Genomic DNA, 25479 nt, shown 5'->3' with positions numbered 1-25479 from the left:
TGAGCCTATGTCAGTACAGTTAATGCTCCCATTTACGTGAGTTGGACAGCAGGCAAAATAATGGGACCTGTTTTTCAAGAATTGAACAACATCTACTAATCACAGGGGACTCTCGAAGAAAATTATTCTTTGAGAGGCTATTTTGGACAGTAGTGATGGTACAAATAATTTCAGGGCTATTTATTGTATGCTTTGGCCTTCTTGGCTTTTCCGTAGAAATTGAAAATTTCCTGATAACCGGTTTTTTAGACCCATTTGGGGTTGTATTCTCATTTGTTATCCTGATGACAGGATCCTGCCTGGTTTATTTCAAATATTCCACACGGAAAAAGACAAATAACGTACTAAATGAGGCCCTTTCAATGTACCGCCACAATATCGAAATAAACACGATGGTTATCAGCAATAAAGTTGGGCTCAGCGAAATAGATGTCAGGAGAATCATTAAAAAAGCACAAGAGGACGGATTATTCCCTAAGTATGCTGATATGGCGTAGATGTTATGATAATATTGCTTAATTATGGGCGCCCATACATTATAAAAGAAAAAATTACCCAACTGGCGTTTTTTCATTGCACATGGAACAAATGCAATCGAATCCGATTAGGGGCTGTCAATCGTACTCATTCTCCCTGGGTTATGCACAGCATTTGCCATGAGCCATGTGGTTAACACCACTTTCTATAAATTGTGCAGACCCGACCTATCTCATGCTCATCCATTTTGTCGTCCATAACAGTGTATAATAGGGCTACGCCTCCCTCGCTTGCGTCTCTGTAGAAAACCAGTTAACGTGAAAAGTGGTCGCTTTGCTGTTCGGCGGGGGTATTGACCATTACCGCTTTGATGTATGTATATCTCGACCAAAATGGAATACTCTACAAGGGTAGATACATCCCCTGCCTCTCAAGTATTTCCACAGAAGACCAAATCAGAAATATGACGACAAAATATTTGCGCGCAAAGGAGCACTTGTATCAAGCTCAACAACTATGCTAGTATGCAATTTAAACAGCAATAGCTAAGATCATTAAATCAAACGCGAATGACAAATTTGATCTTTTGCTCAAAACTCATAAACAGTTCTTAGAGATACAAATCAATTGGCACCGCGCACTATACGTCCTAAAAAGATTCAGTGATTTTTCTCAAGGTTCATATTTGAAAAGGAGAGCAATTTTTGAATCAGACCAGAAACGCTTTCGACCCAGTAATTGGTTCCAAGTCTCAAAATAGACCTAACGGATATAAACTTTATAAAATATCAGGAATCGGAATCGCTATCTGTCTCGGGTCTCCCATTGCCGGGGGCTTTTTGATGTCACAAAACTACAAAAAATTAGGGAAAAGATCCGAAGCTCGGAAAGCGCTGCTCTATATAACAATAGCGTGGGTTCTATTTCCAATAGCCGCGGCTCTCATTACCGAGGAATTGAACATTTCAGCGTCTTCCATATTAGTACCGTTGGCGATAGGTACATTTCTATACGCAAAACAAAACCAGCTTGAAGATATAAAAGCGCACGCCATGCGTGGCGGTAAGTTTGCATCAAACTGGAAAGCCCTGGGAATATCTCTCTTGTTCTCGACAGCCATCCTCACGGTTGTACTGTCGGCCATTATTTCGCTAAAGCAGGTTGGTAGCACACATTTCATGTAAGGATTCAATAAAATGCCTTTAGTAAAAACCAGCATCCTAAAGGGAAGATCTGATTCTGAAAAAAAAGATATTGCTGAATACCATTCACTCATCTTTGGTTGAAGTATTCAAAATTCCGGATCAAGACAGAGTACAAACAATTATCGAGTATGATACCGGTTCTTTTGAAATTCCAAGTGACAGAACAAATAAATTTACAATTATCGAAATTACAATTCTACCCGGCAGGTCGGCTGCTGCGAAAAAATCATTATACAGGCTAATATTCAGTGGGTTAAAAGATCTCGGTTATCAGGACAATGATGCCGTCGTTGTTCTTTATGAACCTGAATTGGATAATTGGGGCGTCCGTGGTGGTGTTCCGGCAAGTGAAATTGATTTGGGGTTTGATCTAAACGTGTGAGAGATCACGCGATAGCTGGAAGAGAGCCGCATAGCAGCATCTTTCTTACAATGTCAAAAACCAAGGAGCGGCGCCTTCGCCCCTCCGGCATGTGGCCCCACAACACGATCGAGAATACAACGTTTTATGTAATATCACGGGGTATTGCAACGCCATACGGTGCGCACGGCGCACCCTACCATCAAAAACCCGAGTTCACCCATTTCTCGAATTATCAAAGATTTAAGACATGCAAAATTTTCTTTTAGGACTATCCTTCATCATCCTCGGGACAATTTACTATTTCGATGAGTGGGATTACAAATATGGGTTTATGGTCCCAAAAGAAACTGGCTATTGTCTCATTATGCTGGGGTCCTTCATTCTAATTTTTGCCTTCATTTATGGATGCATCAAAGAATACAACTCGGAAAAAAGTTGCAACATACAGGAATGGCGTGTGTGTGAGGGTTGCTTGGATGTATTTCCCAAAGGCCAAGTCACCTTAAAAAAATGCCCGACCTGCGGTGGTACCATCTTGGATTTGGCATATTTCGTAAGAAACCGTCCGGATCAATGCCATGAGATCAGACAAAAAATTATCTCCTGGCCGGATGAATAATCTTTGAACATCCCAATCCATTCGGTCCCGATATCGCTCCATGCATTCAAGACTGGCCTTCCTGGATTCCTGATAGTTGGAGTGATGGTAGGGTTAAATAATATCTCTGGAGTACCCACATAATCCACACAGGACACCACAAAACATGATGAAAAAACTCATTCTCACTCTGATCTTTGTCTTGAACGTTCACACCGTTTTCGCTGAACCGGACCTTGAGACGTTCCTGTTACTCAACATGCCCTCCAGCGATATCGTCCAAGCAGATGCCAGGAAAATGGATCGAAGGGTTCAGATATACGCAAAAAACCAGGTATCTGAAGATGTGGTAGTCGTACTGTATGCGGCAACCCAGACAGGCCCGCATCCTGAAGACAAGGGCCATACCGTCTACCTGTCCACCGTAAGCATATCCGGGAACTCGCCTGCGATTCTATCCTCCATGGACATCACCGACCGGTTGACATCGTATACCGAATATCCCGGCCACTTTTCCGAAATGGACGGTGTTATGGACTCTTTTGAGATGCCCGGGGGCAAGAAGGGAATCCATGTCAACCTGTGGTCCGTGCTGGCAGGGTTCGGCCACCTGAGCTCATCCTCAGACCTGTTTATGTCGATTCAGCCGGACTTCTCCCTTCAACCCGTTCTGTCATTGCCCGGCTCAAGTTCCTATTCCAAAGTGGGATTCAAAATGTTTTCCTCATGCATGGCCTATCTGTTCTATGGAGACATCGACGCAGACAGCGGAAACGAAATCCTTGCCTTGGACACACAGTATCGTTCAGAGGAACCCCATGACGCCCATATCACGCTGAATCCCACCATGCGGGTGTTTAAATTCAACGGCCAGGGATATGTCCCTGCCGGCGCCATAAACATGTTCGAAGAAGCGAAAATCGACGTGAAGCCATTTCACTTTTCGAAGAAAATCATGTACTTCAACGGGCCTGCCGCTCTGAACTCTTTGTTTGACTGCCAAGGCAGCTAAGGTAAAGAGCTTATAGAGCCTGTCCCCATACGGTTTTATTGAAAGAGATGCTGTGGTAAAGAGGTGGAGCAACGGGCTTGCACATGGCCCGGAAAGGATCAGCCACCACCCATGAAACTGTCACAGCGGATGCTCAAGGCGGGATGGAACATCGTCCCTCACCGGGATGGTACCTTTACGGTGCATGCATCTCAGGCCAGGCAATGCACCTTTTCACCGGCAACGGGCCGCTGGTCCGTCCCCCTGGAACGCCTTGAAAAGGCCCTGGCAACAGACCTTGAAAACATGGCCTCCCATACCCACTCCCCCATGGTCACCGCCTCCAAGCTCACGGCCCTCGATCATACCAGGCGATCATCCCAACCCCTTCGCTACCTATGCGACCAGGGCCTGGTGAAGGACCGCACAGTTTTGCATCTGGGAACCGGTCGGGAATGCATCGCCCGTAAGGACCTGCTGGCTGCAGGAGCCCGTGACGTGGCGGACTATGACCCCAACTTTTATCCGGCCAAGGAGGCTCTCAAAGAGACGTACGATGTCATCATCGCCAGTTATGTCCTTAATGTCCTGCCCCCTGAAGACCGCAGCAAAGCCTACCGATGCATCGAGCGATGCCTTGCACCGGGCGGAACAGCCTACCTCACGGTACAGGGGGTCTGGCCTGTGGAACACAAATACCGGATCATCGGCAGGCACGAAGACGGCTACCTCATTCAAACCGGGTACAACACCACCTTTCGGAAAGGGTATGATCCCGCCATGTTTGTTGATGAACTGCGCAGAACCCTTGGAGGCACCCCCAAGGTCCTCAGGATGTTTTACAGCAACACCCTTGCGGCCTGGACAAAGAGTGGTTGTTAAAGAGAAGACCATGCCGTGATGCACCTGTTTTGCCCTGCCAGGGATGCAACGCCCATAACCTGACCAACTTACCCACATCCTCTAATACTGACTTGCAATTGGTGAGATCAAAAGGTAAGAACTCGTTCAGGCTATCCAATGGTTTTCAGGTAGCCTAATGGGAATAAAACTTTGACGTGATGTGTCCAGGGACATTATCATCAGGAACAACGTGCATAAAAAGCAGAAAGACAAGCCTCACTATGTTTGGTAACAAAGAGAAAACCCAGGATATTACCGCTGAAATCATCGAAAAAGTGAGACAAACAGATCAGCAGCAGAAGCTGGAAAATGAACGAAAAGAGTCCATCGAAAGTGTCATTGATGTGTTGGAAGACATGGTTGACCTGCCAAGGGATCAAATTGAAAGCCTGGCCCGTGAGGTAACCGAAAAACACCTGAACGGCCCCGACACGCATCAAAACAACATCGAAAGCGACACCAATTGGTACAATCAAGACTGGAAAGTGATTCTGCTTTTGATCTTTTTTTTCCCACTGGGGCTCTATGGATTATGGAAAAGCCCTCATTTCAAAAAGCCGACAAAAATCATTATTTTCATAACGTATTTCATTGGTCTTCTGGGCTCAATGTTAAGTAACCCCGCCTGATACATCCGTGACGTATCTTTTTTTTGGGGCAGCCTCAAAAAGCGTTTCGCTTTAGCAGCGTTGCCCATCCTTTTTTTAATCCGGCCATCGAAAAAACCCCGTGGATCTCTCCATCCTGCCGGTCACCAGATACGGGATCATCCCTTGGTAAGCTCCTTGGTTAAGGCACCTCTGCCCATTATTCCTCTCTTTATGATTGTTTTTCAGATTCAAGTGTGCTCAATTGTCGCGCTGGAATTGATCATCGGTGATTATTTGCGTCGCTTCGGAGGCTGACGCCAACAACATATCAACATAAAGGACACCATGAATTTTAAGATAAAAACACACCACTATTTTCTGGCGGCATTGATCGTATGCGGAACCCTTCTCCTTTTTGGACTTTTCCCCGAAGAGGCCATGGCAAGGGCCGGAGGCGGTGGCGGATTCGGTGGATTCAGCAGCTCCAGGGGCGGTGGTGGAGGAGGATTTAGCATCTGGGGCATTCTTTTGGCGCCATTTTTCATGCTGTACTCCGGCATCACAACCACCATGCTCGTCAAGAAAAACAAGCAGTGCAAGGGCCTCATCGAACAGCTCGCCGCCCATGATGCATCCTGGGACATGTCCAACATCAAATCACGGGTGGAGGTTGCCTTTTTCAAGGTTCAACAAGCGTGGATGGAGCGCGACCAGGAGGTAGCCCGGGACTACATCAGCGAGCGGCTCTACCTGAAGCACAAAACACAGACCGACATGATGATTTCCCAGAACATGCAAAATATCCTCGAAAGAATTAACCTTGAAGAGGCCAAAATCGTTGAAGTTGCAGACTACAAAGACGATTCACGGGACAGGTTCTGGGCCCATATCCGGGGCCGCATGGTCGACTACACCATCGACACAACCAGCGGAGAGCTGATTTCCGGCAAAAAAGAAACATCCGAAGGGTTTGTCGAGTTGTGGAAATTCATCAGGGGCCCTAAAGGGTGGGTTCTGGATGAAATTGACCAAGAGGTCACCATGTCCGACATGAAAGGGTTTCATTCGTTCAGCGAGGAGCTGGCGTAACGGGCCGTGCCCCGCACTCTGTACAGCTCATAAAAAACGTACAAACAGGGCAATTCGAGCAGAAAAGAGCCCAGGTACGATACTTTATAGACGACAAAAAGCATGAGAGGAGTTGCTATGCTAAGCAGCGAGATATATGACAACCTGACACTACCGAACGACGCAAAAAGCTACCTTCAAGGCCTGGATGACTACGATGACCCGTACTTCATCTGCGTGAAGGTAAACAAAGACGAAAAACAGGCGACGGAACTCTTGAAAGAGGCCCTGAACAGCAAAGCAGAGATATTCTACGGAGTCGCTGCCTTTGCAATCGATGAGAGACTGTTCCTTTTGGCCGTAGACGCTGAAACGGATGCGATCTCTGATTTTTCCCATGAGCTGAAAACCACCTTCACCGACCATGGCCTCATTGCCCACATCTCTGTGTTTCACCACAACTGTCTGGGAGAGGCCATGGAGACGTTCAAATGGTGCACCCAGCTGTTGGAAAAGGTGATGAAAGAGTCGCCGGATGCTTCCGCCATTGGCGTCAATGATTTTTCCGGCAGAGAAAACTGGCCGGGCATCGGTGAATATCAGGATCAATAGAACAGATAGAAAGCCATGGAAGATACTCCATGGGCCTGCGAGCCCGATACGCCTGGACGCCGTGTGCACCCTGGCGTACCGGTAAGCAGTGATTCAATAAAGGGTGGTGGATTGGAGGCACGCCTTTCAGGATTGTCTCTGCAATGTCCTCGTCCGCTGAGAGTTCAGCATGGATTTCCCAACCCAAACCCTTGCTGCCAAAGCCCCCGACCATACAAAAATTAAGAATCTGCCCTGGCACAGGCGAGAGTAAGTCAAATCAACTGGGGTTACAGAGGCAGTCCAACCATCCGAAACAGGCAAAGGTATCCGAGCATCATCAGTGATTATTCTGCTTTTAATTCAGACATAAAAACACCCTACGAGAAACGGAAAAAGGGTTGACGGGTTACAATATATACTCTATTTTTAGATACATACTTGCAGACCCCCCGTTTTCAAATCATTCTACCTTTCCTATTTTGCGACACGTTTCAGCCATCTTTCCGGCCTGCTCTCCATGGGATCCTCTGCAATTTAGTATCAAACCCCAAAAGCCCCTTTCAACCCGCTATCATGCAAACATCGCAACCAAAAAGGTCCCTTTTTGCCCTATATACAGTGGCAAATCATGGATAAATGGATTGCCGCCATGGACGAATGGATGGTCAACCCCAGAGGGACGCACAGGCCAAGCAGCAATTCTCAGAGACACTGCGTCACATGCCATTGAGTCAGCGGAAGGGGCGCACTACAGGGGCGTTATCCAAACAGTAATCCCTTCGGACCATATGCCGCTTTCTGCCTGAACGGTAAAAGAAACCGGGAGCAGGTTCTTCCAAGGCATGTCAAAGGTCTCAAGAGCCCAGTCGCCTTCAAACATTGAAACAGACAAGTTGTCGAGAATATCAATCATAAAGACACCCGGCCAAGCCCCCCAACAGTCCCCTAAAGCCTTAATATCATATATTTATAGCAACACAAATCAGACGTAAACTCTTACAATTACATAATCAAGGAGTTTGCTTATGCACTACCAGACCAGAAAGCTATTCTCGTTGCTAATTGCCAGTTTTTTAGCGCTTTTGATTCTTCCGTATTCAGCGCTGGCAGAAAAAAAGCAGCCCAACATTCTGATTATTTTGTCGGATGACATGGGTTGGGCTGATGTAGGTGCGTTTGGAAGTGAAATAAAAACACCCAATATCGATACATTCGCCAAGGAAGGTGTACGTTTTACGAATTTTTATACAAACCCGATGTGTACACCCACTCGAGCGACGTTGATGTCCGGTGTTGACCATCACGTTGCGGGTGCGGGTACAATGAATCTGTTTACAGCTCCTAACCAGCAGGGCAAGGTCGGCTACGAAGGATGGTTGAGGGAAGGCTTCAAGACGCTGGGAGACGTGATGCGCAAAGCAGGATACGCCACCTACGTCACCGGCAAATGGGACCTGGGCCGATTTCCCGAACTCATCCCCAGAGCACGCGGGTTTGACAGGGACTTCGTTATGCTTGACAGCCATGGCAGCCATTACGACATGACAAACCTTTATACGGACAACCCGAAACTGATGTTCACAGAAGACGGCAAATACTTGAAAAAGTTGCCCCGTGGATATTATTCCAGCAAGACCTATACAGACAAAATGATTTCCTTTATTGAGGATGGCCGTAAAACCGGAAAACCATTCTTTGCCTATCTGGCATATCAGGCTCCCCATGATCCCCATCACGTCGATGAACCATGGCGTAGTATGTATCAGGAAGTCTACGACAAGGGCTGGACACACTTTCACAGAGAGCGCTTTAAAGCCCAGCACGAGTTAGGGTTGCTGCCAGAGGAAGTGGAGTTGGCGGAACGCTATTGGTTTTTACCTGATTCAGACGTTCTGGCGCCTATAACCAAGGCGATGCTTGGCAGGCACATGGAACTGTACGCCGGCATGATGACCAATATGGATCATCACATCGGTCGAGTCATTCAATACCTGAAAGACATCGGCGAGTATGAGAACACAGTGGTCATTTTTTTCGGTGACAATGGGCCTGAAGGAAACAATACGTTCGAAGCCATTACCGCACCTGGCCTCAGTAACAATATTTTCAGGGCAAGAAACTGGTCGCAGGAGCACCACATAAACGTGCTGGGAACGCCTCGGTCCTACCCCGAGTACGGTGCCGGTTGGGCGCAAATTTCGACCACCCCTTTCTTTGGGCATAAATCCTTTCCTTCTGAAGGGGGGATTCGAAATGCCCTCATTGTAAAAATGCCCGACAGCAAGCATGAAGCCGGCAGTATCCGCCATGACTTCATGCACGTCAGTGATATCATGCCGACACTTGCAGAACTGACCGGCCAGGATGTCCCCAATGGGGGCACATCCGGTCGGAGCTGGCTCGGTATGCTCAAAGATCCCGACAAAACAGTCAGGGGCCCTGATGATTGGGTTGGCTGGGAGATCATGGGTGCCATGGGGCTTCGAAAGGGAAATTGGAAGATTCTCAATAACTGGCGGCCATACGGCACAAGGGAATGGCAGTTATTCGACCTGGAATCTGATTGGGCAGAACGCCATGATCTTGCGGAAGAAAAACCGGACGTGCTGAAAGAGCTGGTAGCCCTCTACGAAGATGAGTATATGCCGAAAAACAACATCATCTTACCCAATAGAGCCTTGTCAGAAAGCCTCTGGTGGAACAAACCCCTGCGATTCCCCATGTACGACAATTACCCCCCTGGATTGTATCGAAAACAATACATACCGCCAACGGATATGCTTGCTGACCCCAAGGATTAGACTCAAGGACGGTGACTATGAACGTATACAAAATAACAAGAGCTTCCCACGTGATCGTTACATGCGTACTGCTGACAGTCCTTTTGGCTTTTTCAGTGACCGCCACCGCGGTATCGCTACCCCCACGGTTTTATCATAAGACCTTAATTGGCACGAATTTCACGCCAATCCTGGGCCTTAGCATGGATGGCAATGTCAACCCCCTGGATCCCAGCTACACGATTAACTCAGATGCCAATATCAATGCGAATATTGTGTTTGCGGGATATGCACGAAATTTTGTCCTGTTTGGTCGTTCAGCCCAGTTTGCCTACCTTCAACCCATGGGAGATATTTCCATCAGGAGTACATACGGTTCTGCAAACCCTATAGATTCATCGGCGAACGGTTTTGGTGATCCCTTTTTTGAGTTCAACATAAACCTATTCGGACCTGGGCCTCAATACAATCTGCCGGACGCCCTAAGATACAATCCTGGGTTTTCTGTTGATTTTCTGGCGGATTTAAGTGTGCCACTGGGCGAGTACAACAAGGGTGAAGCCATCAACATGGGCATGAATCGTTTTTGGGGGCGTATCGGCCTGCCGATGATTTATCAAATAGGGGACGTCTGGGGGCCTGGGCATAGAACGTCGCTTGAGATAATCCCTGCCGTTATACTGTATGGCGATAACGACGACTATGGGCCCACCGGAAACCTGACACAAAGTACGGACCCTGGATTCAGTATAGCTGCCCACTTGACACACGACCTGAGTGACAACATCTGGGCGTCTCTGGATTACACATATTTACAACTGGGAGACTCAGAAGTAGGGCCCATAGAGACAGATGGAGAAAACTTCTCAAGTGTCGGTGCAACTATTGGAACCCAACTCACACGGAATGTGGTTCTGGATCTGGGTTATCAAACCACTATCAATGACTCTGACCCAGGGGATATTCGAATGAGCACCTTTAGTTTTTCACTTACCTTTTTCTGGGCACCACTTCTCGATGGCCTGCATCGCATAGGTTCTGACATGGAATAGTTTTTCCACGTTAAAAAACAGGTCCACCAGGACCTCACGGGATAACGGAAACAATAAAAATCAGATCAAACAAGTGAGGTGCAGCATGAGCATCCAATGGGCCGCTCAAGCTTCACTTTTTGTCATGATTGCACACTCCGGAAACTTATATTGTTGCAGAAGGAGCCATATGCATTTCCCCATTCCATCCAGAAAATTCGAATCATGGATGGACATCAATTTAGGAGATTAAAAATGAGTGACGGCATGAAAACGCAACCACTGACGACAATTTCCACGATGGACCGTATAAATACATCAACCCTCATGATGGTAACCCCAGAATTTCCCCGCCTCAAGCGCCTGAGAGCCGAGTCGGGTTATCAAGCGTCCAAACCAACCTTTCCCACTCTGTACCCCCTTCCGTTAAAATCGGTCAAATTAAACGGAACCACGATACGTTACGCCCACTCACCTGCCGAAGGAAAGCCAACTCTCGTGCTTCTCTGCCCTCTACCCCAAAGCATACAGGCCTACGCTCCGATCTGGGAGGGTCTGGCCGAACACACAAACCTCTTCGCTTACGACCTTCCTGGGTTCGGACATAGCGAAGGGGGCAAGGAGTACATGAACTTCAAAGCACAAGGGGAGTTTCTGGGCACCTTCATAGAACATTTCAAAATTGAAGACGCCCATCTTCTGGGCCCGGATATCGGTATGCCAACCATCCTCTACCATGTGGGATCAAACAATGGTAACACCAATAACGTCAAAAGCATTCTGGTGGGAGACGGCCCGGCAATCGAACCATCATCCAATGGAAGCATCATCGACAAAATGGTTTACTCTGCATTTTGGCGAGGTATCATGACTATTGCAGGTGGCGGTGCCCTGGTTGAGGCCGGCAATCGGGTCGGTTACATAAACTATGTACCGAACACCGCAGAAATTTCCGATTATAAAAATGCCTATTCGAAACGAATGAGCACCATCCTGGAGTGGTTCAAAGGGTACCCTAAAAGCTTAGCCCAGGTGGATCCTCTGCTTAAACATATCCAGACTCCCACCCTGATTTTCTGGGGAGAAGATGATGAGCTGCTCAAGCTTGACAATGCCCAACGTCTTCATGAAAGGCTCTCCAACAGCACCCTTCATGTATTCAGCCACTGCGGCCATTTTTCATATCAGGACGCTTACGAAGAGTTCCAGAAAATGGTTCTTGACTGGATCAAGGATCACCCCTGATCCATTAGCCCGAACATTTCGTGAAAAACCGATGCACCCAACACAATAAATAATGATTCCAGTTGGTTCATGTAACGAACCAACGTTGTTCCAAAAACACAAAATGTAATATCCAGTTTTCTCTTCGTTTTCTCAGACTTCGGACAAGCCGGGTGCTCCCATATTCTGCGTCATCAAAGCTTTGTGGTAAACCACTGAGCAGTTGAATATGGGTGCACTCGACTTGTGACATACCGGAAACAGGCATTCCAAAACCTGCCAGCCTTGCCCTCCTCTCAACGGTACATTTCCCTGTAGACATCGCTCCTATCCCGTTTTACCCTCATCCACGAGTCATCTTTTGATGACAGATGGCCCACCTTATTCAGGCGGGAATCGTGTACAGCGGTGTCTCAACGCGAGAGGTACAGATGAACGATCTCAGTTGGAAAACATACTGCCACAGGACAAGTGATATACCTCCCAGGCCCACACTGGTAAAAGCCCTTTCTTTTTTTAATAACGAACCCAGCCAAGACGTAGAGAAAATCGCTGTGGACCTGGGGTGCGGTGCCGGTGGTGATTGCCTGAGTCTGCTGGCCGCAGGATGGTCCGTCCTTGCCATCGACAAAGAGCCGGAAGCGATACGCGCGGTAGAGGCAAAAGCCTCACCCCATGCGAATCAACTAAAAACCCGCGTGTCGCTGTTTGAAGAGATCCAGTCCCTGCCAACCTCATTGCTGGTGAACGCCAGCTTATCGCTCCCTTTTTGCAGGCCGGAGGTATTCCACGACCTCTGGCATATTGTTGCCGGTTCCATCCAGGCCGGTGGACGGTTTGCCGGGACCCTCTTCGGCGACCGCGATGAATGGTCGTCCAACACAGCCATGACCTTCCTGAGCATGGATCAGGTCCGCGGCATGTTTTCCGGCTTTGAGATGGAATATTTCCATGAACGGGATGAAATGGGTCCCACAGCCACGGCAGGTGACAAACATTGGCATTCCTACTCTGTTGTCGCAAAGGAAAAACATCTCGATCCAAAATGACTTAAACCAAATTCCTATTGTGGCAAATCACCGATATATACATCTGAAAGTATGTGCACCTCAACTCTGCTCCCACGGAAAAGCAATCACAGGTAACACACACCACTTTTTTATTTACTTTTATTTCAAAAAGTATAAATATCTCAAAAAGTGATTCGCCATATATATAGAAAGCAACAACCACCCAACAAACGTATCAATTCAACCCCATGGGCATAGCCCCAACACTGTTCACAGCTAAGCACTTCAGCATTATCTAACAAGCATTCAGAAAACCATTTCAATGTCATGGAGGTAATCGCAGTGGATGTATCGTGGAAAGTAGCAATAAAAGTCTGGTTCAGTTTCTTTTGGAGAACTGTCGCATTCTCATTTCTCTTTGGAATCGTACTGGCAGTTTTCATTATCATCGTCGATATAGCCGGTTTCACAAGCTTAAGCGCTCGTTTCATTACGGAAAAGTATCTTCCGCTTATTATTTGGGCTGCCCAGGTTCCGATTCAAATCCTGGCCATAAAAGGAGCCCTCAAGGCAGAGTACAGCGACTTCCACATCAGCCTCGTAGATATCAAACAGGGTTTTTCAAAAAAAGTACTCATTAAAAGCCCATCCTGATTCCATCGTAGACATCGGGCACAGCGCATTGGCTTCAGCAGCCTGCCGTGCCCGATTCCGAAAACAACCGCGATGCGTCCAGCACACCCACCCGTTGCCCTTCCGAAAACCAGTCGCCCCCTTCCGGACGACCTTGTCTCACACCTACCAGCCAGTCACAATTTTTAGAAACAAATTGACTAAATATATTGGGCTATAGTAGTACCCTTCGATTCTGGGTTGACATTCTATTGTTCCTTTTGCACCGAATCCGAGGGGGTTGTATGAGATTCTGTTTTACCAAGCGCCGCGCTGTTTCTGTATTCACCTGTTTTTTCATTTGCATCCTGATGACATCGTGCGCATCCAAACTGAAGGTTCCGCGCCTGAAACCCGCAGAAATAAACCTGTCATCGTACAAAAATGTCACGGTCTTTCCCTTTAAGGGAAACCACGGCCGCGAAGTCAGTGACACCCTGACGCAGCAGCTCTTCGAAAGCGACCGATTCCATGTCCTGGATCGGACGAACCTGAATCGCATCTTAAAAGAACAAAACCTCTCCATGTCCGACATTGCCAACCCCAACAACTCCGTCAGGTTAGGCAAAGTCATGGGCAGCAGCGCGTTGATCTTCGGGCAGGTGTACAAGCGGAAATACACCCAGAAGCGAAGCTCCTCCAAGGCGACCTGCCGTGAGGACGGGAAAAAATATTCATGCCGCCGCTACAAGGTAAAGGGCAACTGGCATCTCAAGGTGGGCTTTAAAATGGTGGACACCTCCACCGGTGAGATCATCGCCACCAAGGTGATTGATGAGACCAAATCCAAATCCAAGTCGCGACGAGAAGAAAGACCGGAGGTCACCTGGGACAAAGAGAAGGTGTTCAGCTCTTTGCAGGATAAATTGATCGGCAAGTTCATGAGAATGATCGCGCCTTACACCGTATATAACAGCGTGAAACTCTATGACGACGATGACCTCCCCTGGCTTGAGACCGGCATCAAATTCGCCAAAACAGGGGACTGGGCAACGGCCATCGAGATGTTTGAAACCGCTGTTGCCGAAGCCGAGAGAAACCCCGACATCGATGAAAAACTTCGGGCACGGGCCCATTATGACCTGGGCGTGGCCTACGGCTACAGCGGCCACTACACCAAGGCCTTGGAGCACCTGAAAAGATCATGCACCCTCAGCCCCGACGATGTATTTTTCAAGGAGCTCGAAAAAATCAAGCAGTTCAGGCTGGACGACCGGCTGCTGAAAGAACAGGGCATCACATCGTCGCGCCGTTGTAACACGGCGAATCTCACCGTTGTGACCATGGCGTCCTGATGCGCTGCTGACTGATATTCAGGGCTTCCGTGTCAACAAGGGCGTTTCGCCCCCTGCCCCGGAAGCCCACCACCCATCCCGGAGATTTTCATGTCCATGAAAAAACTGATCCCTGTTGTCCTTCTCATCCTTGCGGCAGGCTGCAGCGCAAGGCAGCCCGCCTGGGTGACAAACGGCACACACCCCGGATTCGCACCGAGCCAATTCCTTGTGGGGGTGGGCCTCTCCTCCCGATCACGGGACCCGCAGGCAGATGTGCAGAAAGCGGATGCCAACGCACGCCTGGAGGTGGCCAAGCAGCTGAGGGTCACTGTCCAGAGCAGCCTCAGCTCACGTAAAAGCCAGAAATCCAGGGCGTCTTTGCCCCAGACCTACACCTCGGAGACTGCCATCGACTCTACGGAAAACGTCGACATCCTGCTCCAGGGAATCACCATTGCCGATCGCTATTACAGCAAAAAGGAGCAGCTCCATTACGCCATTGCCGTACTGAACAAGCCGGAAACCGCCCACAGGCTGGCATCGGAGATGGCCCGCCACAGCTCCCGGGTCTCTGAGTTATCCCGCCAATGCAAAGAACTGCAGGAAAAAGGGGACACCATCGGCGCCCTGCACAAGGGGATCAAAGCCCTGGACCATTACCGCAGGTACATGGACAACAGGCAAATGGTTGCCGTTCTGGACCCCATGGCACAGGCGGGCAAGGAGACACCCCCCCCATGACCCGTACGATGAGGTGGCAAAGATCAAAGGCAGCCTGAGCCTCATGGGCCTGGGCGGAGACATGCAGACCGCCAAAAAGGACAGCGGACTTGCCGAGCCATTACGAGTCCGGGCCATGGTCCATCGCACCACACCCCTGGGCAACCTGCCGGTAAAGGCGAACTTTTCACCCGGATCGACGGGCAAAGCCCAGGCCGCTGTCACCGGACCGGGCGGCAACGCTGCCGTCCGTATTCTGGAGGTGGCCGCCACCGAAACGCCCCTCAACCCGGTTGAGGTAGCCGTGGACTGGAACCGCATCATCAAAGACGCGTTGGGTGAAAAGCCCGGCCCCTCGTGGGAGGGGGTTTTGTCCGGGCCTTCGGTACGGTTTACCTATGCGTTGAGAACGCCTGAAACGTCCCGTGTACAGCTCAAGATCCACACCCGTGAAAACGACGCCGGTGTCGATGCAACCTCCATACTCTCTCCGGTGAGTGCCGACCTTTTCAGGAAAAAGGGGTTTCAGGTGCAAAGCCGTGGACAGCATAGTGACAGGCCCACAAACGATTCAGGGTCCAAGGCAACGATCCTCGTCGTTGAAAAAGTCGACGTGCAGTATTCCGGCAGGCGCGGCCGAGGCGTTGTCTACCGCGCACGCATGTCGGTGACCGCCTACGACACGGCCAGCCGCAGCATCATCGCTTCCGCCCACGGGACGGCCCTTGGCGGCGCGAGCAGCAGAAAGGCTGCCGCCGAAAGGGCCATCAAGGACGTAGCAAACGACCTGCTCCCGCAACTTGCCACTCAGATGGCCGACAGCCTGTAGCGAGGGGAATAACAATAAACAAAAACGATACCTCCGGCGGCGAGGTGTGCCACCTCGAAAGCAGGTTGCGAATGCGCTTTCCCCTTCGTTCCTCAGGGAAAATCACATTCGCTATTGATTCAGATTAAACTGAGTCTGTTTTTAAAACCTGTTTGTTAAACCCGTCGTTATAAAGTTTAGCCCCCGGCAGGGCCGCCGGAGGCATCTTTAAGCGGGTTGCCGCTTCGATTTTCAGCACCGTACATCTTCAGGAGTACCCATGAATAACGAGAATCAATGGGAGGCCATTGCCCTCCGCTACCCGGAAGGGCAGAAAGTCCAAGGCCGCGTCACCCAACTGCAGCCCTACGGATGCCTTGTGGAATTAGAAGACGGTGTGAAAGGGTTGCTCCACGCCACGGAACTGCACTGGACCGACAAGACCCTCCGCCCAGCCGACATGCTCAGCCAGGGGGACCTTGTGGACGTGATGGTCCTGCGCGTCAACACAAAGAGCGGCACCATCTCCCTCGGTCTCAAACAATGCGGGGAGAACCCGTGGGAGGACATTGCCGCACGCTGCCCGGAAGGAAGCCGTGTCCATGGTCGCGTCACCCGGATCGTGGACTACGGGTGTTTTGTTGAAATCGAAGACCGGTTCGAGGGTATTGTCTATGTCTCCGAGATGGACTGGACCAACACAAACATTCACCCCAGCAAAGTCGTTCAGGTGGGTGACCTCATCGAGGTCATGGTTCTGGACGTCAACACGCACAAGGGCTCCATCTCTTTGAGCCTCAAGCAGTGCAACCCCAACCCCTGGAAACTGTTTGCCGAGACCCACAAGAAAGGCGACAGGGTCCGGGGCACCCTCTCATCGGTGAGCAACATCGGCCTTTTTGTGACCTTGAAAGGAGGAGTTACCGGCCTGGCGTTCTACTCAGACAGTCCGTTCGAAAACGGTGAAGAGGCAGCCTGCCATCTCACCAAAGGGGATGATATCGATGCCGTTGTCCTTAGCATCGACGCCGAGCGGGAACGCATCTGCCTGGAGCTCTCTCTGCCGTGCAAGGATGATAACAGGTAATACCGTCATACGCTCCGGGAGAGCGGCATGCACCCTTTTCGAGACCTGCGGGGCCCCATCTGCCCTCTCCCGGCCCGCCCTCTTTTGCTTCAGACAAATCCCCTTCAGGGTTAACGCATTTAGAATTTGGCCTCCGGCGGCCCTGCCGGGGGCCAAACTTTTGAAAAGTTTGACAAACAGGTTTTGTTTTTTAAGGATTCGTCCCAGCAGGGCATAGCCCATCTTCTTTTTCTATTTATTACCGGAAAGGTTTTGCGGAGCTTTTTTCAAAAAGCGACCCGCCGGAGGCAACTGGATTTTTAAATGTGTTGGCCCAGGAATCCCCTTTACCTCATCTTGTTGCCTGTGATACCCATCGAATAAGTCATTTTACGATGCCCAGCGCTTAGCCCCCGGCCTGTTTCGCGCATCTTCGAAAAAACGCATACCATGGGAAATCCGATGCATATGATGATCAGCCAGGAAGCCATCAGAACAAAATTCGGCGACGACTACACCGCAGACGAGCGCACCTTCATCATGGGAATCGATGAACGCTTCACCTCACATTTTGCGAAGCGGTTCTCCGGCAGCCGTGTCCTGGAGACATGCAGCGGCGCAGGGTTCACGACCATCTCCCTTGCCAGGGCGGCGGCCCGGGTGATCACCGTTGAAATCCATGGGCCCACCCGGGAAAAAGCCATGCAAAACGTCCTGCGGGCAGGCCTTTCAGAGCGGGTCTCTTTTGTCTCCGGGGACATCCTGAACCCTGGGATCATAGCAGATCTTCCGATGGTGGATGCGGTGTTCATGGACCCGGACTGGGCTGTCACCGGCCCCGGGCATATCTACCGGTTCCGGAACGCCACCACAGAACCACCTGCGGACCTTCTCCTGGAAAAGATGCTCGCCATAACCAAAAACGTAGCCATGGTGCTGCCACCGTTCATCGACACGCGGGAGTTCGAGGGCCTTCCTCCCCATGAGCTTGAACGCCTCTACCTGCAAGACAGCCACGAGCTCTTCTGCCTCTACTTCGGTGACCTGGCAAGAGCAGTCGGCACCACAGAGTTTCGGGTAAAAGAGCCCTCGGCGTTGCCGTGAGAAGGAATCTTGACATGGAGACATTGCGAACCACGACCGCTGCCGCCTTCCTCCTCGGCATCTCCCTGGCCGCCTGCCTTGGGAGCGCGCCCATAGCCACAGCGGCCGTCTATCTCGGCGCCAGCTGCGCCACCTTCCTGGCCTATGCCCTGGACAAATCCGCCGCAAAACACGGCAAGTGGCGAACACAAGAAAAAACGCTGCACCTGCTTGCCCTCGCCGGTGGCTGGCCCGGAGCCATCATCGCCCAGCAATCCCTTCGCCACAAAACCAGAAAAAAAACGTTCCGAGCCCTTTTTTGGCTGACCGTCACCCTGAACTGCTGCGGTCTGTTTTTATACCTCAAACCGGAGACCATTCAACAGACAGCCCTGTGTCTCGAGAGATACCTGAAAAGTTAGCGCCACGGAAACGTTAAAAAAACACGGTACCAAACAGGTTCTGTTCCGCTCAACCGTCCGGAACGTAACTTGAATTTTCAACCCACGCTCATAATCCTACCGAATATTTTTCCAGAATTATAAAACATCCAAATCTTTTCACTCAAGCCATCAAAATGTTTGACTGGCGAAATAGATCCCTATACGGTCAACTTTACTCTCGCGAAATACACGGCCCGACCTGAAGGGCCCATAGGTTTTGAACTGCCTGCCTTATTCACTCACATTATTACGACTATTTATCGCAACAGAAATCGCAGTGGTTTTGCCTGTCAATTGGAATCCGGCCCGTGGGCGATCCGCCACTCTTTTATCCTGTTTCCCGGATACATCCCTGAGAGGAGTACTCCTTTTTCAGGGTTCCCTCAAAGCCCTCGTTTATCAATATACAAGGGGGCTCACCCACAACTGAAGCAAAGGAGAATGTCATGACAAAACGATTGGGCATGGTTGCCGCGATTATCATCTCGTATGTGCTTTCCGCTGCGGCTGTTCAAGCGGGAGACGGATTTGAGGTATCCCTTCTCCGATCCACCCCCCGGGAGATCGTCCTGGAGTTCACCCTGGAGGACTACACCCTTAAACACGTGGAAAAAGGCGGGGCCACCTACACCGAAGTGTTGTTCCCCGGCAAGGTCACCACCAAGAAAAAAGGGTTTGCAGAGCTTCCCTTCGTGCATGCCTCGGTGGCCCTTCCTTCAAGCGGAGACCTGCGTATCTCGGTGGAGCCCGGCAGCGCCACGGAGATCCCCCTCACCTACCCCATGCTTCCTTCACGCGGGGTGATCTACCGCAACCAGAAACCGGCCGACATCCCTTACGAAATGGCTCCGTCGTCACGCACGGGCCGCTGGTACCCGGAGAAAGTCGCCACGGCCTCCGAACCCTACATCCTGCGGGACGTCCGGGGAACGGACATCCACGTCTATCCCTTCAGAACCCATGGGGCGAGAAACATCCTGAAGGTCTACCACTCGGTGATTGTCACCCTCTCCACGGGAAACGGGGAAGGGGCCAACACCCTGAGTTCGCCGACGCGCTCCGTGGCACCGGAGATGGAAGCCATCTATCGCGACATGTTCATCAACTATGCCCCGGCCACCCGGTCCATCGGCGAGGCAGGGGAGCTCCTCGTGATCCACACGCCCCGCGATGCGTCGGCCATCGCCCCATACGTGGCGTGGAAACGTCAGAAGGGAATCACCGTCCACACCCTGAAGGTGTCCGCCGGGTCCCTGGTAAAAAACAGCATTTCCCAGTTCTACGCTTCCCACCCGTCCCTGCTCTACGTACAGCTGGTGGGGGATTGGGCCGACATCAAATCGGAGCTGGGGACCTCGGCCAACGCCCCCACAGACCCCATGCTGGGCTGCGTGGCGGGCAGCGACTATTACCCGGACCTCATCATCGGCAGGTTTTCAGCCCAAAGCGCTTCAGATGTCACGGTGCAGGTGAATAAGACCGTTGGCTACGAAAAAAATCCCCAGATCTCAGGCAGTTGGTACCCCACGGCCCTGGGGATCGGATCCGGTGAAGGCAGCGGAAGCGGTGACGACGGCGAAGCCGACTACCAGCACGTGGACGTCATCAAAGAGTACAAGCTGCTTCCGTCGACCTACTCCACCGTAAACGAAGTGTACCAGAACGGCTCGGCCTCTTCTGTCAGCGGGTATGTCAACAGCGGGCTCTCCCTCATCAACTACACCGGCCACGGTTCCCACACGTCCTGGGGCACCACAGGCTTCAGCAACAGCTATATTTCTTCCCTGACCAACGGCTCCCAACTGCCCGTGATTATCTCCGTGGCCTGTGTCAACGGCGAATTCCACAACGGGGGCGACTGTTTCGCCGAAAGCTGGCTGAAAAAAAGCGGGGGCGGTGCCGTTGCCACAGTGATGGCCACCATCAACCAGCCCTGGACGCCTCCCATGCGGGGCCAGGACTACATGAACGACCTGCTGGTGGGCGGATACGACTACACCACCAACCCGGGAAGCGGCACCTCCACCACCGAGGGGCGTTCCACCTTCGGATCCCTTGTGTTCAACGGACTCATCCTTATGTACGCCGAATCCGCAACCTCTTCGGACCTGGATACCCTGAAAACCTGGACCATCTTCGGCGATGCCTCGCTCCAGGTGCGCACGGAAGCGCCCCTTTCCCTGTCCCTGTCCGCCACCTCGGCACAGGCCAACACCCCCTTTGACTGCGTGGTCACCTCAGGGGGAAGCCCCGTACCGGGGGCCCTGGTCGCCCTCTATCAGCAGGGGACTCTCTTCAAGGCCATCACCGATGCCAGCGGCGCGGTCTCCATTGCCCACACCATCACGGCCGGGGAGTACACCCTAGCGGTCACCGGGAAAAACCTGGAGACCAAATTCTACAACCGAAACATGGGAGGCTCAGCCAACCAGCCCCCTGAGGCCTCGTTCTCCACGGCCGTCACCAACCTGACTGCCACCTTCACCGACACCAGCCAGGACAGCGACGGATCCATCGATTCGCGCCAGTGGGATTTCGGCGACGGAACCTCATCCACCGCCATCAACCCGGCCCACACCTACGCCGCGGCCGGATCCTACCTCGTCACCCTTACCGTCACCGACGACGACGGCGCTTCGGACCAGGCCACGACATCGGTAACGGTTACGACCCCCGACACCGTTCCCGTTCTCCAAAACGGCGTTGCCGTCACCAATCTTTCGGCAGCCCAGGGAGACTGGCTCTACTACAAAATCGTCATCCCGGCCGGTGTATCGAGCCTGACCATGGAGATCAGCGGCGGCAGCGGGGACGGCGACCTCTACACCCTCTTCGGGGCAAAACCGGATACCTCCACCTACGACTGCCGCCCCTACCTCTGGGGCAACAACGAAACCTGCACCGTCAGCACCCCGGCGTCAGGCACCTACTACATGGGAATTCGCGGGTACAGCGCATTTTCCGGGCTGAGCCTGACCGCGTCGTTTAATTAACCTTTACGTTTTGTTCATATTTTCTTAAACAAAGAGTCGACATGGCCCCCGGCAGACCTGCCGGGGGCCAGCACATGTGAGCATACGGAATGTGGCCCTTGACAGGGCTGAAAGAGGCGGGAATGTTCGGAAGGGTGAACCTGCTCTTTGCGCAAGAGCGTCTCTAATAGTTATACCGAAGCTGTGCGATCAAAACCGATTCGTTTTTGATTTTATACCCCACTCTGTGTTCATCGTTGATTCGGCGGGACCAATAGCCTGACAAAGCGTGCTTCAAAGGCTCCGGCTTTCCGATGCCGTCGTACGGCGTTCGCTTGATATCTCTTATCAGATCGTTGATTCGACGAAGAATCCGTTTATCTGCTTTTTGCCAGTAAGGTAGTCCGCCCATGCATGATCTGAAAAGATAAGATTCATTCGATGAGGTCCCTTTAGGCCCCTCCGCCGCTTTCCAATTGGGCCATGGATTCGATCAAGCGTTTCATATTCTGCGGAGACCTCAATAGATACGCCGTCTCCTCAAGGGCTTCATAGTCTTCCAAAGACATGAGAACAACGGACTTTGATGATTTTCGAGTAATGATGACGGGCGAATGATCCTCGCACACCTTATCAATGGTCTTTGCAAGATTTTGCCTTGCAGCGGTATATGTAATTGCGTCCATGTGGCACCTCCTGATATGTACAACTTATTGCACAACTCCACACAAAAATGTCAAGAAATTACAACGAGATGTCCCAAACCATCACAAAAAGATAATGTCCATAGATAGAATCCGAAAAAAACCCTCGTCCCCTTCACTCGAATAGCCTGAAGGATGAAAAAATCAAACGTAAAACGTTGAGTTACAGGTTGTATTCCTGGAATAGCTATACCGCTCATAATAACCAACCGGCATCATGACTTATTATCCCGGCCCCATCGTTTTCTCATGAAATATCCGGGTTAACCCAGCTTACGATATGTGAGGAACCTGAATGAAAAAACGCTCCGTCATCCCCCCTGTTCTTACCGCAGCCATGCTTCTTTTTTTCACGGCATGCGCCTCACACCAACCCGCAGCATTGCAGCCCGCCTCTCCCTTCAACGGCGACATCGTGGACCTGACTCAGCCCCTGACGCCCCACATCCCCATCTGGCCGGGTGACCCTGCCTTTGAGGTTGCGCCATGGGCCACCTATGAAAAAGACCAGTACTTTATCAATCGCATTGCCATGGGAGAGCACAGCGGCACGCACTGGGGCACTCCGAACACCTTCATCAAGGGTGCACGCAGCGCGGAGATGTTTGACGCCCGGGAGCTGGTGGTGCCCGCCGTTGTCATCGACATCAGACAGCATGCCGAAAAAGATACGGACCATCGCTTTTCCATCGATGAGTTGAAGGCCTGGGAGAAAGCGCAAGGCAAAAACATCCTGCCCGGGAGCCTGGTGATCCTTTTCACCGGATGGCAGGACAAGTGGCACGATCCTGAAGCCTTCCTCGGAACAGACAAGGAAAAGACCCTGCACTGGCCCGGCTTCGGCGCCGACACCGCCCAATTCCTCGTCACCAAACGCGGGGTGGTGGGGCTGGGAACGGACACCCACGGCGCAGACCCCGGCAACGATACGGAATTCGGCGCCAGCTTTGCCATGTACGACGCCGACGGCATGATCCTGGAATGCCTCACCGGCCTGCACCGCCTGCCGCCCTTTGGCTCCGTGCTGGTTATCGGGGGTTGGCCCGTCAAGGGCGGCTCAGGAAGCCCTGCAAGGGTCCTGGCGTTTGTCCCCTCTGCCAACGATTTCATGGCCTCTAAGGATCAGCATGGCATGCACCGTTGAGCATCGCTTCATCGTCACGGATGCAGGGTCGTTTCATGCAAAAAAATGGACACCACAAAACCCATCGTCATCCGTCCCCATGGTGCTGCTCCATGACTCTTTGGGCTGCGTGGATCTGTGGCGCCACTTCCCCGGTACGCTTGCCGAGAGTTTATCCCTGTGTGTCATCACCTATGACCGATTGGGATTCGGCCGTTCCACCCCTCGAAATGAGCTTCCGTCCATCCATTTCATCGAGGAAGAGGCCACCGATTACTTTCCGTCGGTTAAAATGCACCTCAATTTAGGGTCCTATATCCTTTTCGGCCACAGCGTCGGGGCTGCCATGGCCGTCAACATCGCGGCGCGGGATGAGGGGTGTGTGGCGGTGATCACCGAGGCGTCACAAGCCTTCGTGGAGGATCGCACCGTGGCAGGCATCAACGCGGCAAAAAAGGCTTTCGATGACCCGGGCCAGATGGACCGACTGAAAAAATGGCACGGAGACAAAGGGGAGTGGGTGTTCAGGGCCTGGACCGACACCTGGCTCTCCAGCGAATTTTCCGACTGGAGCCTGGACAACTGCATGGGCGAGGTGACATGTCCTGTCCTTGCGATCCACGGCGACAACGACGAATACGGCTCCACCGCGTTTCCTGAATATATCGCACACAAGGCAGGAGGCATTTCTGAAATGACCATCCTGAGCAACTGCGGCCACATCCCACACAAGGAAAAGCCGGAAGAGGTCATCAATACGATAAAGTTATTTTTAAAAAAGAATGCGGTAACCTAAGTTACTGTTCAGCCCGCTCACCCCTGCCCATGACCACTGAAAGGCATTTTCTCCATCTTTCCATTGCACCGAAAGAGCAATCTGATATAAGGCAATTCAGGCATTCTCATATGGGTATTCAATGCCTTATTTCAGGAATTTCACCAGAGGAACCGTCTGGGCAGGCATGGAGCAGCAATGAAAACATTCAGCATCATCCCCATCATCATGGGTATCTTTTTAGTCATCGGGTGCCTGGGTCTCCGGGAGTCATACCAAAACTATCAGGACTACCAGGCCGTGGAAGCGTTCAAAGCCAGGGCGATCTCCACAAGGGCCGAGATCATGTCCCATATCTCCTGCTATTCCAGACAGGGAGCATCCTACGGATTCAGCGTCGAGTTCACGACACCTGACGGTGAGCTCATCTACGCAAAAACCCTACGACAACCCACCGAGCCCCAGGGAGAAACCGGAGACCTCACCGAGATCCTCTATGACCCCCAACACCCCGACGAACCACGCCTCGCACCCGTCGGCATCCCCTTTAAAAAAACCCTGGTTCCAGGAGCCGTCGGCGTCGGCTTTGTCGGCATGGTCTTCATCTACGCCATGGCCGCCCTCATAAGAGCCGCACGCACCCCGCGAAAGGCGCCTTCCAGGTACACCGGCAAACCCGCTCAACCATTCAACACATCGTCCAGCAGGGACAAGCTGGTTGCAAGGTACCAGAAAAGCCACGGGCGGTTAAACAAACCCTGACGAGCCAACAGGCAAAAAAACAATGGCCTTTATCCCCAGTGGTGGGACCCTTGCCAAGCCTGCCACCACTCATTGTTACTTACTTATGAACAAGTCTCTTTTCCATTGAATACGAGGCCCCGAAAGAGTATCTCTATTCTCAAATTATCTGGACGTAGTATAGCTGCGTATCATAAGCCAACGAGCTTTTTAGGCAGATGATACGATGCTGATATGAAATTGGAACACGGTTTATTCGT

Annotated in this window: 27 protein-coding genes; 23 read left to right on the top strand and 4 right to left on the bottom strand. The window is 51.4% G+C overall.

The window, feature by feature from the left end; all coding sequences use genetic code 11:
• The first annotated feature begins 155 nt into the window (after positions 1-155).
• The 6 genes from BLQ12_RS21630 (at position 156) to BLQ12_RS21600 (ending at position 5167) form a co-directional block, all read left to right on the top strand.
• Positions 156-497, top strand: a complete 342-nt coding sequence (locus tag BLQ12_RS21630; protein WP_092214028.1) for a hypothetical protein — start codon at positions 156-158, stop codon at positions 495-497.
• A gap of 684 nt (positions 498-1181) precedes the next feature.
• Complete coding sequence (locus BLQ12_RS21625) at positions 1182-1661, top strand: hypothetical protein (RefSeq protein WP_092214027.1); 480 nt, start codon at positions 1182-1184, stop codon at positions 1659-1661.
• 70 nt (positions 1662-1731) lie between these two features.
• Entirely contained in the window at positions 1732-2064 is a 333-nt protein-coding gene (locus BLQ12_RS21620; protein ID WP_217640374.1) for a tautomerase family protein, read from the top strand.
• Between the two features lie 746 nt (positions 2065-2810).
• Positions 2811-3656, top strand: coding sequence for a hypothetical protein (locus BLQ12_RS21610; RefSeq protein ID WP_092214023.1), 846 nt, complete (start codon positions 2811-2813; stop codon positions 3654-3656).
• A 111-nt stretch (positions 3657-3767) separates the two neighbouring features.
• Positions 3768-4517, top strand: coding sequence for a class I SAM-dependent methyltransferase (locus BLQ12_RS21605; protein ID WP_092214021.1), 750 nt, complete (start codon positions 3768-3770; stop codon positions 4515-4517).
• A 242-nt stretch (positions 4518-4759) separates the two neighbouring features.
• Entirely contained in the window at positions 4760-5167 is a 408-nt protein-coding gene (locus BLQ12_RS21600; RefSeq protein WP_092214019.1) for a hypothetical protein, read from the top strand.
• A 219-nt stretch (positions 5168-5386) separates the two neighbouring features.
• Here BLQ12_RS21600 and BLQ12_RS27565 read toward each other — a convergent pair whose 3' ends face one another.
• Positions 5387-5755, bottom strand: coding sequence for a hypothetical protein (locus tag BLQ12_RS27565; RefSeq protein WP_175469996.1), 369 nt, complete (start codon positions 5753-5755; stop codon positions 5387-5389).
• A gap of 15 nt (positions 5756-5770) precedes the next feature.
• On the opposite strand from BLQ12_RS27565, the gene BLQ12_RS27560 reads away from it, so the two are divergent.
• Positions 5771-6217, top strand: a complete 447-nt coding sequence (locus tag BLQ12_RS27560; protein WP_175469995.1) for a Tim44 domain-containing protein — start codon at positions 5771-5773, stop codon at positions 6215-6217.
• A 117-nt stretch (positions 6218-6334) separates the two neighbouring features.
• Positions 6335-6808, top strand: a complete 474-nt coding sequence (locus tag BLQ12_RS21590) for a hypothetical protein (RefSeq protein WP_092214015.1) — start codon at positions 6335-6337, stop codon at positions 6806-6808.
• A gap of 730 nt (positions 6809-7538) precedes the next feature.
• On the opposite strand, the gene BLQ12_RS27555 is transcribed toward BLQ12_RS21590, so the two are convergent.
• Positions 7539-7703: a hypothetical protein gene (locus BLQ12_RS27555; RefSeq protein ID WP_175469994.1), complete on the bottom strand. Its 165-nt coding sequence runs from the start codon at positions 7701-7703 to the stop codon at positions 7539-7541.
• A 112-nt stretch (positions 7704-7815) separates the two neighbouring features.
• Between BLQ12_RS27555 and BLQ12_RS21585 the strand changes: the two genes are divergently transcribed.
• From BLQ12_RS21585 to BLQ12_RS21530, 12 genes are all read left to right on the top strand, one after another.
• Complete coding sequence (locus BLQ12_RS21585; protein WP_092214013.1) at positions 7816-9591, top strand: arylsulfatase; 1776 nt, start codon at positions 7816-7818, stop codon at positions 9589-9591.
• Positions 9592-9608: 17 nt separating this feature from the next.
• Entirely contained in the window at positions 9609-10622 is a 1014-nt protein-coding gene (locus BLQ12_RS21580; RefSeq protein WP_092214010.1) for a transporter, read from the top strand.
• 234 nt (positions 10623-10856) lie between these two features.
• A complete protein-coding gene (locus tag BLQ12_RS21575) occupies positions 10857-11846 on the top strand; it encodes an alpha/beta fold hydrolase (protein WP_217640373.1) in 990 nt (329 codons plus the stop codon).
• Positions 11847-12256: 410 nt separating this feature from the next.
• Positions 12257-12874, top strand: coding sequence for a class I SAM-dependent methyltransferase (locus BLQ12_RS21570; RefSeq protein ID WP_175469993.1), 618 nt, complete (start codon positions 12257-12259; stop codon positions 12872-12874).
• Between the two features lie 303 nt (positions 12875-13177).
• Entirely contained in the window at positions 13178-13489 is a 312-nt protein-coding gene (locus BLQ12_RS21565) for a hypothetical protein (RefSeq protein WP_092214005.1), read from the top strand.
• Between the two features lie 263 nt (positions 13490-13752).
• Positions 13753-14802, top strand: a complete 1050-nt coding sequence (locus BLQ12_RS21560) for a CsgG/HfaB family protein (RefSeq protein ID WP_092214003.1) — start codon at positions 13753-13755, stop codon at positions 14800-14802.
• Between the two features lie 96 nt (positions 14803-14898).
• On the top strand, positions 14899-15525 hold the full coding sequence (locus tag BLQ12_RS21555; protein WP_175469992.1) for an LPP20 family lipoprotein: 627 nt from the start codon (positions 14899-14901) through the stop codon (positions 15523-15525).
• Between the two features lie 13 nt (positions 15526-15538).
• Complete coding sequence (locus tag BLQ12_RS21550) at positions 15539-16333, top strand: hypothetical protein (protein WP_092213999.1); 795 nt, start codon at positions 15539-15541, stop codon at positions 16331-16333.
• A 259-nt stretch (positions 16334-16592) separates the two neighbouring features.
• Positions 16593-17399, top strand: a complete 807-nt coding sequence (locus BLQ12_RS21545) for a S1 RNA-binding domain-containing protein (RefSeq protein ID WP_092213997.1) — start codon at positions 16593-16595, stop codon at positions 17397-17399.
• A gap of 447 nt (positions 17400-17846) precedes the next feature.
• A complete protein-coding gene (locus BLQ12_RS21540) occupies positions 17847-18482 on the top strand; it encodes a hypothetical protein (RefSeq protein WP_175469991.1) in 636 nt (211 codons plus the stop codon).
• Positions 18483-18496: 14 nt separating this feature from the next.
• Positions 18497-18883: a DUF1294 domain-containing protein gene (locus BLQ12_RS21535; protein WP_092213993.1), complete on the top strand. Its 387-nt coding sequence runs from the start codon at positions 18497-18499 to the stop codon at positions 18881-18883.
• 467 nt (positions 18884-19350) lie between these two features.
• A complete protein-coding gene (locus tag BLQ12_RS21530; protein WP_092213991.1) occupies positions 19351-21897 on the top strand; it encodes a C25 family cysteine peptidase in 2547 nt (848 codons plus the stop codon).
• Between the two features lie 163 nt (positions 21898-22060).
• Here the strand turns inward: BLQ12_RS21530 and BLQ12_RS21525 are convergent, their stop codons facing one another.
• Positions 22061-22288, bottom strand: a complete 228-nt coding sequence (locus BLQ12_RS21525; RefSeq protein ID WP_092213989.1) for a Txe/YoeB family addiction module toxin — start codon at positions 22286-22288, stop codon at positions 22061-22063.
• Positions 22289-22328: 40 nt separating this feature from the next.
• Positions 22329-22562 carry a type II toxin-antitoxin system Phd/YefM family antitoxin gene (locus tag BLQ12_RS21520; protein ID WP_092213987.1) on the bottom strand — a complete coding sequence of 78 codons (234 nt, stop codon included), beginning with the start codon at positions 22560-22562 and terminating at the stop codon, positions 22329-22331.
• Positions 22563-22875: 313 nt separating this feature from the next.
• On the opposite strand from BLQ12_RS21520, the gene BLQ12_RS21515 reads away from it, so the two are divergent.
• The 3 genes from BLQ12_RS21515 (at position 22876) to BLQ12_RS21505 (ending at position 25240) form a co-directional block, all read left to right on the top strand.
• Positions 22876-23724, top strand: a complete 849-nt coding sequence (locus BLQ12_RS21515; RefSeq protein ID WP_092213985.1) for a cyclase family protein — start codon at positions 22876-22878, stop codon at positions 23722-23724.
• Positions 23708-24499 (top strand): alpha/beta fold hydrolase, encoded by a 792-nt coding sequence (locus tag BLQ12_RS21510; protein ID WP_092213983.1) that lies wholly within the window; start codon positions 23708-23710, stop codon positions 24497-24499. Before BLQ12_RS21515 ends, BLQ12_RS21510 begins: the two co-directional genes overlap by 17 nt.
• A gap of 177 nt (positions 24500-24676) precedes the next feature.
• Positions 24677-25240: a DUF3592 domain-containing protein gene (locus BLQ12_RS21505; RefSeq protein WP_092213981.1), complete on the top strand. Its 564-nt coding sequence runs from the start codon at positions 24677-24679 to the stop codon at positions 25238-25240.
• Positions 25241-25479: the final 239 nt, after the last annotated feature.

This window comes from Desulfoluna spongiiphila, from assembly GCF_900101345.1.
Taxonomy (GTDB): Bacteria; Desulfobacterota; Desulfobacteria; order Desulfobacterales; family Desulfolunaceae; genus Desulfoluna; species Desulfoluna spongiiphila.
The sequence above is the reverse complement of the archived record's forward strand: the minus strand, read 5'-3'. Positions and strand labels throughout refer to the sequence as shown.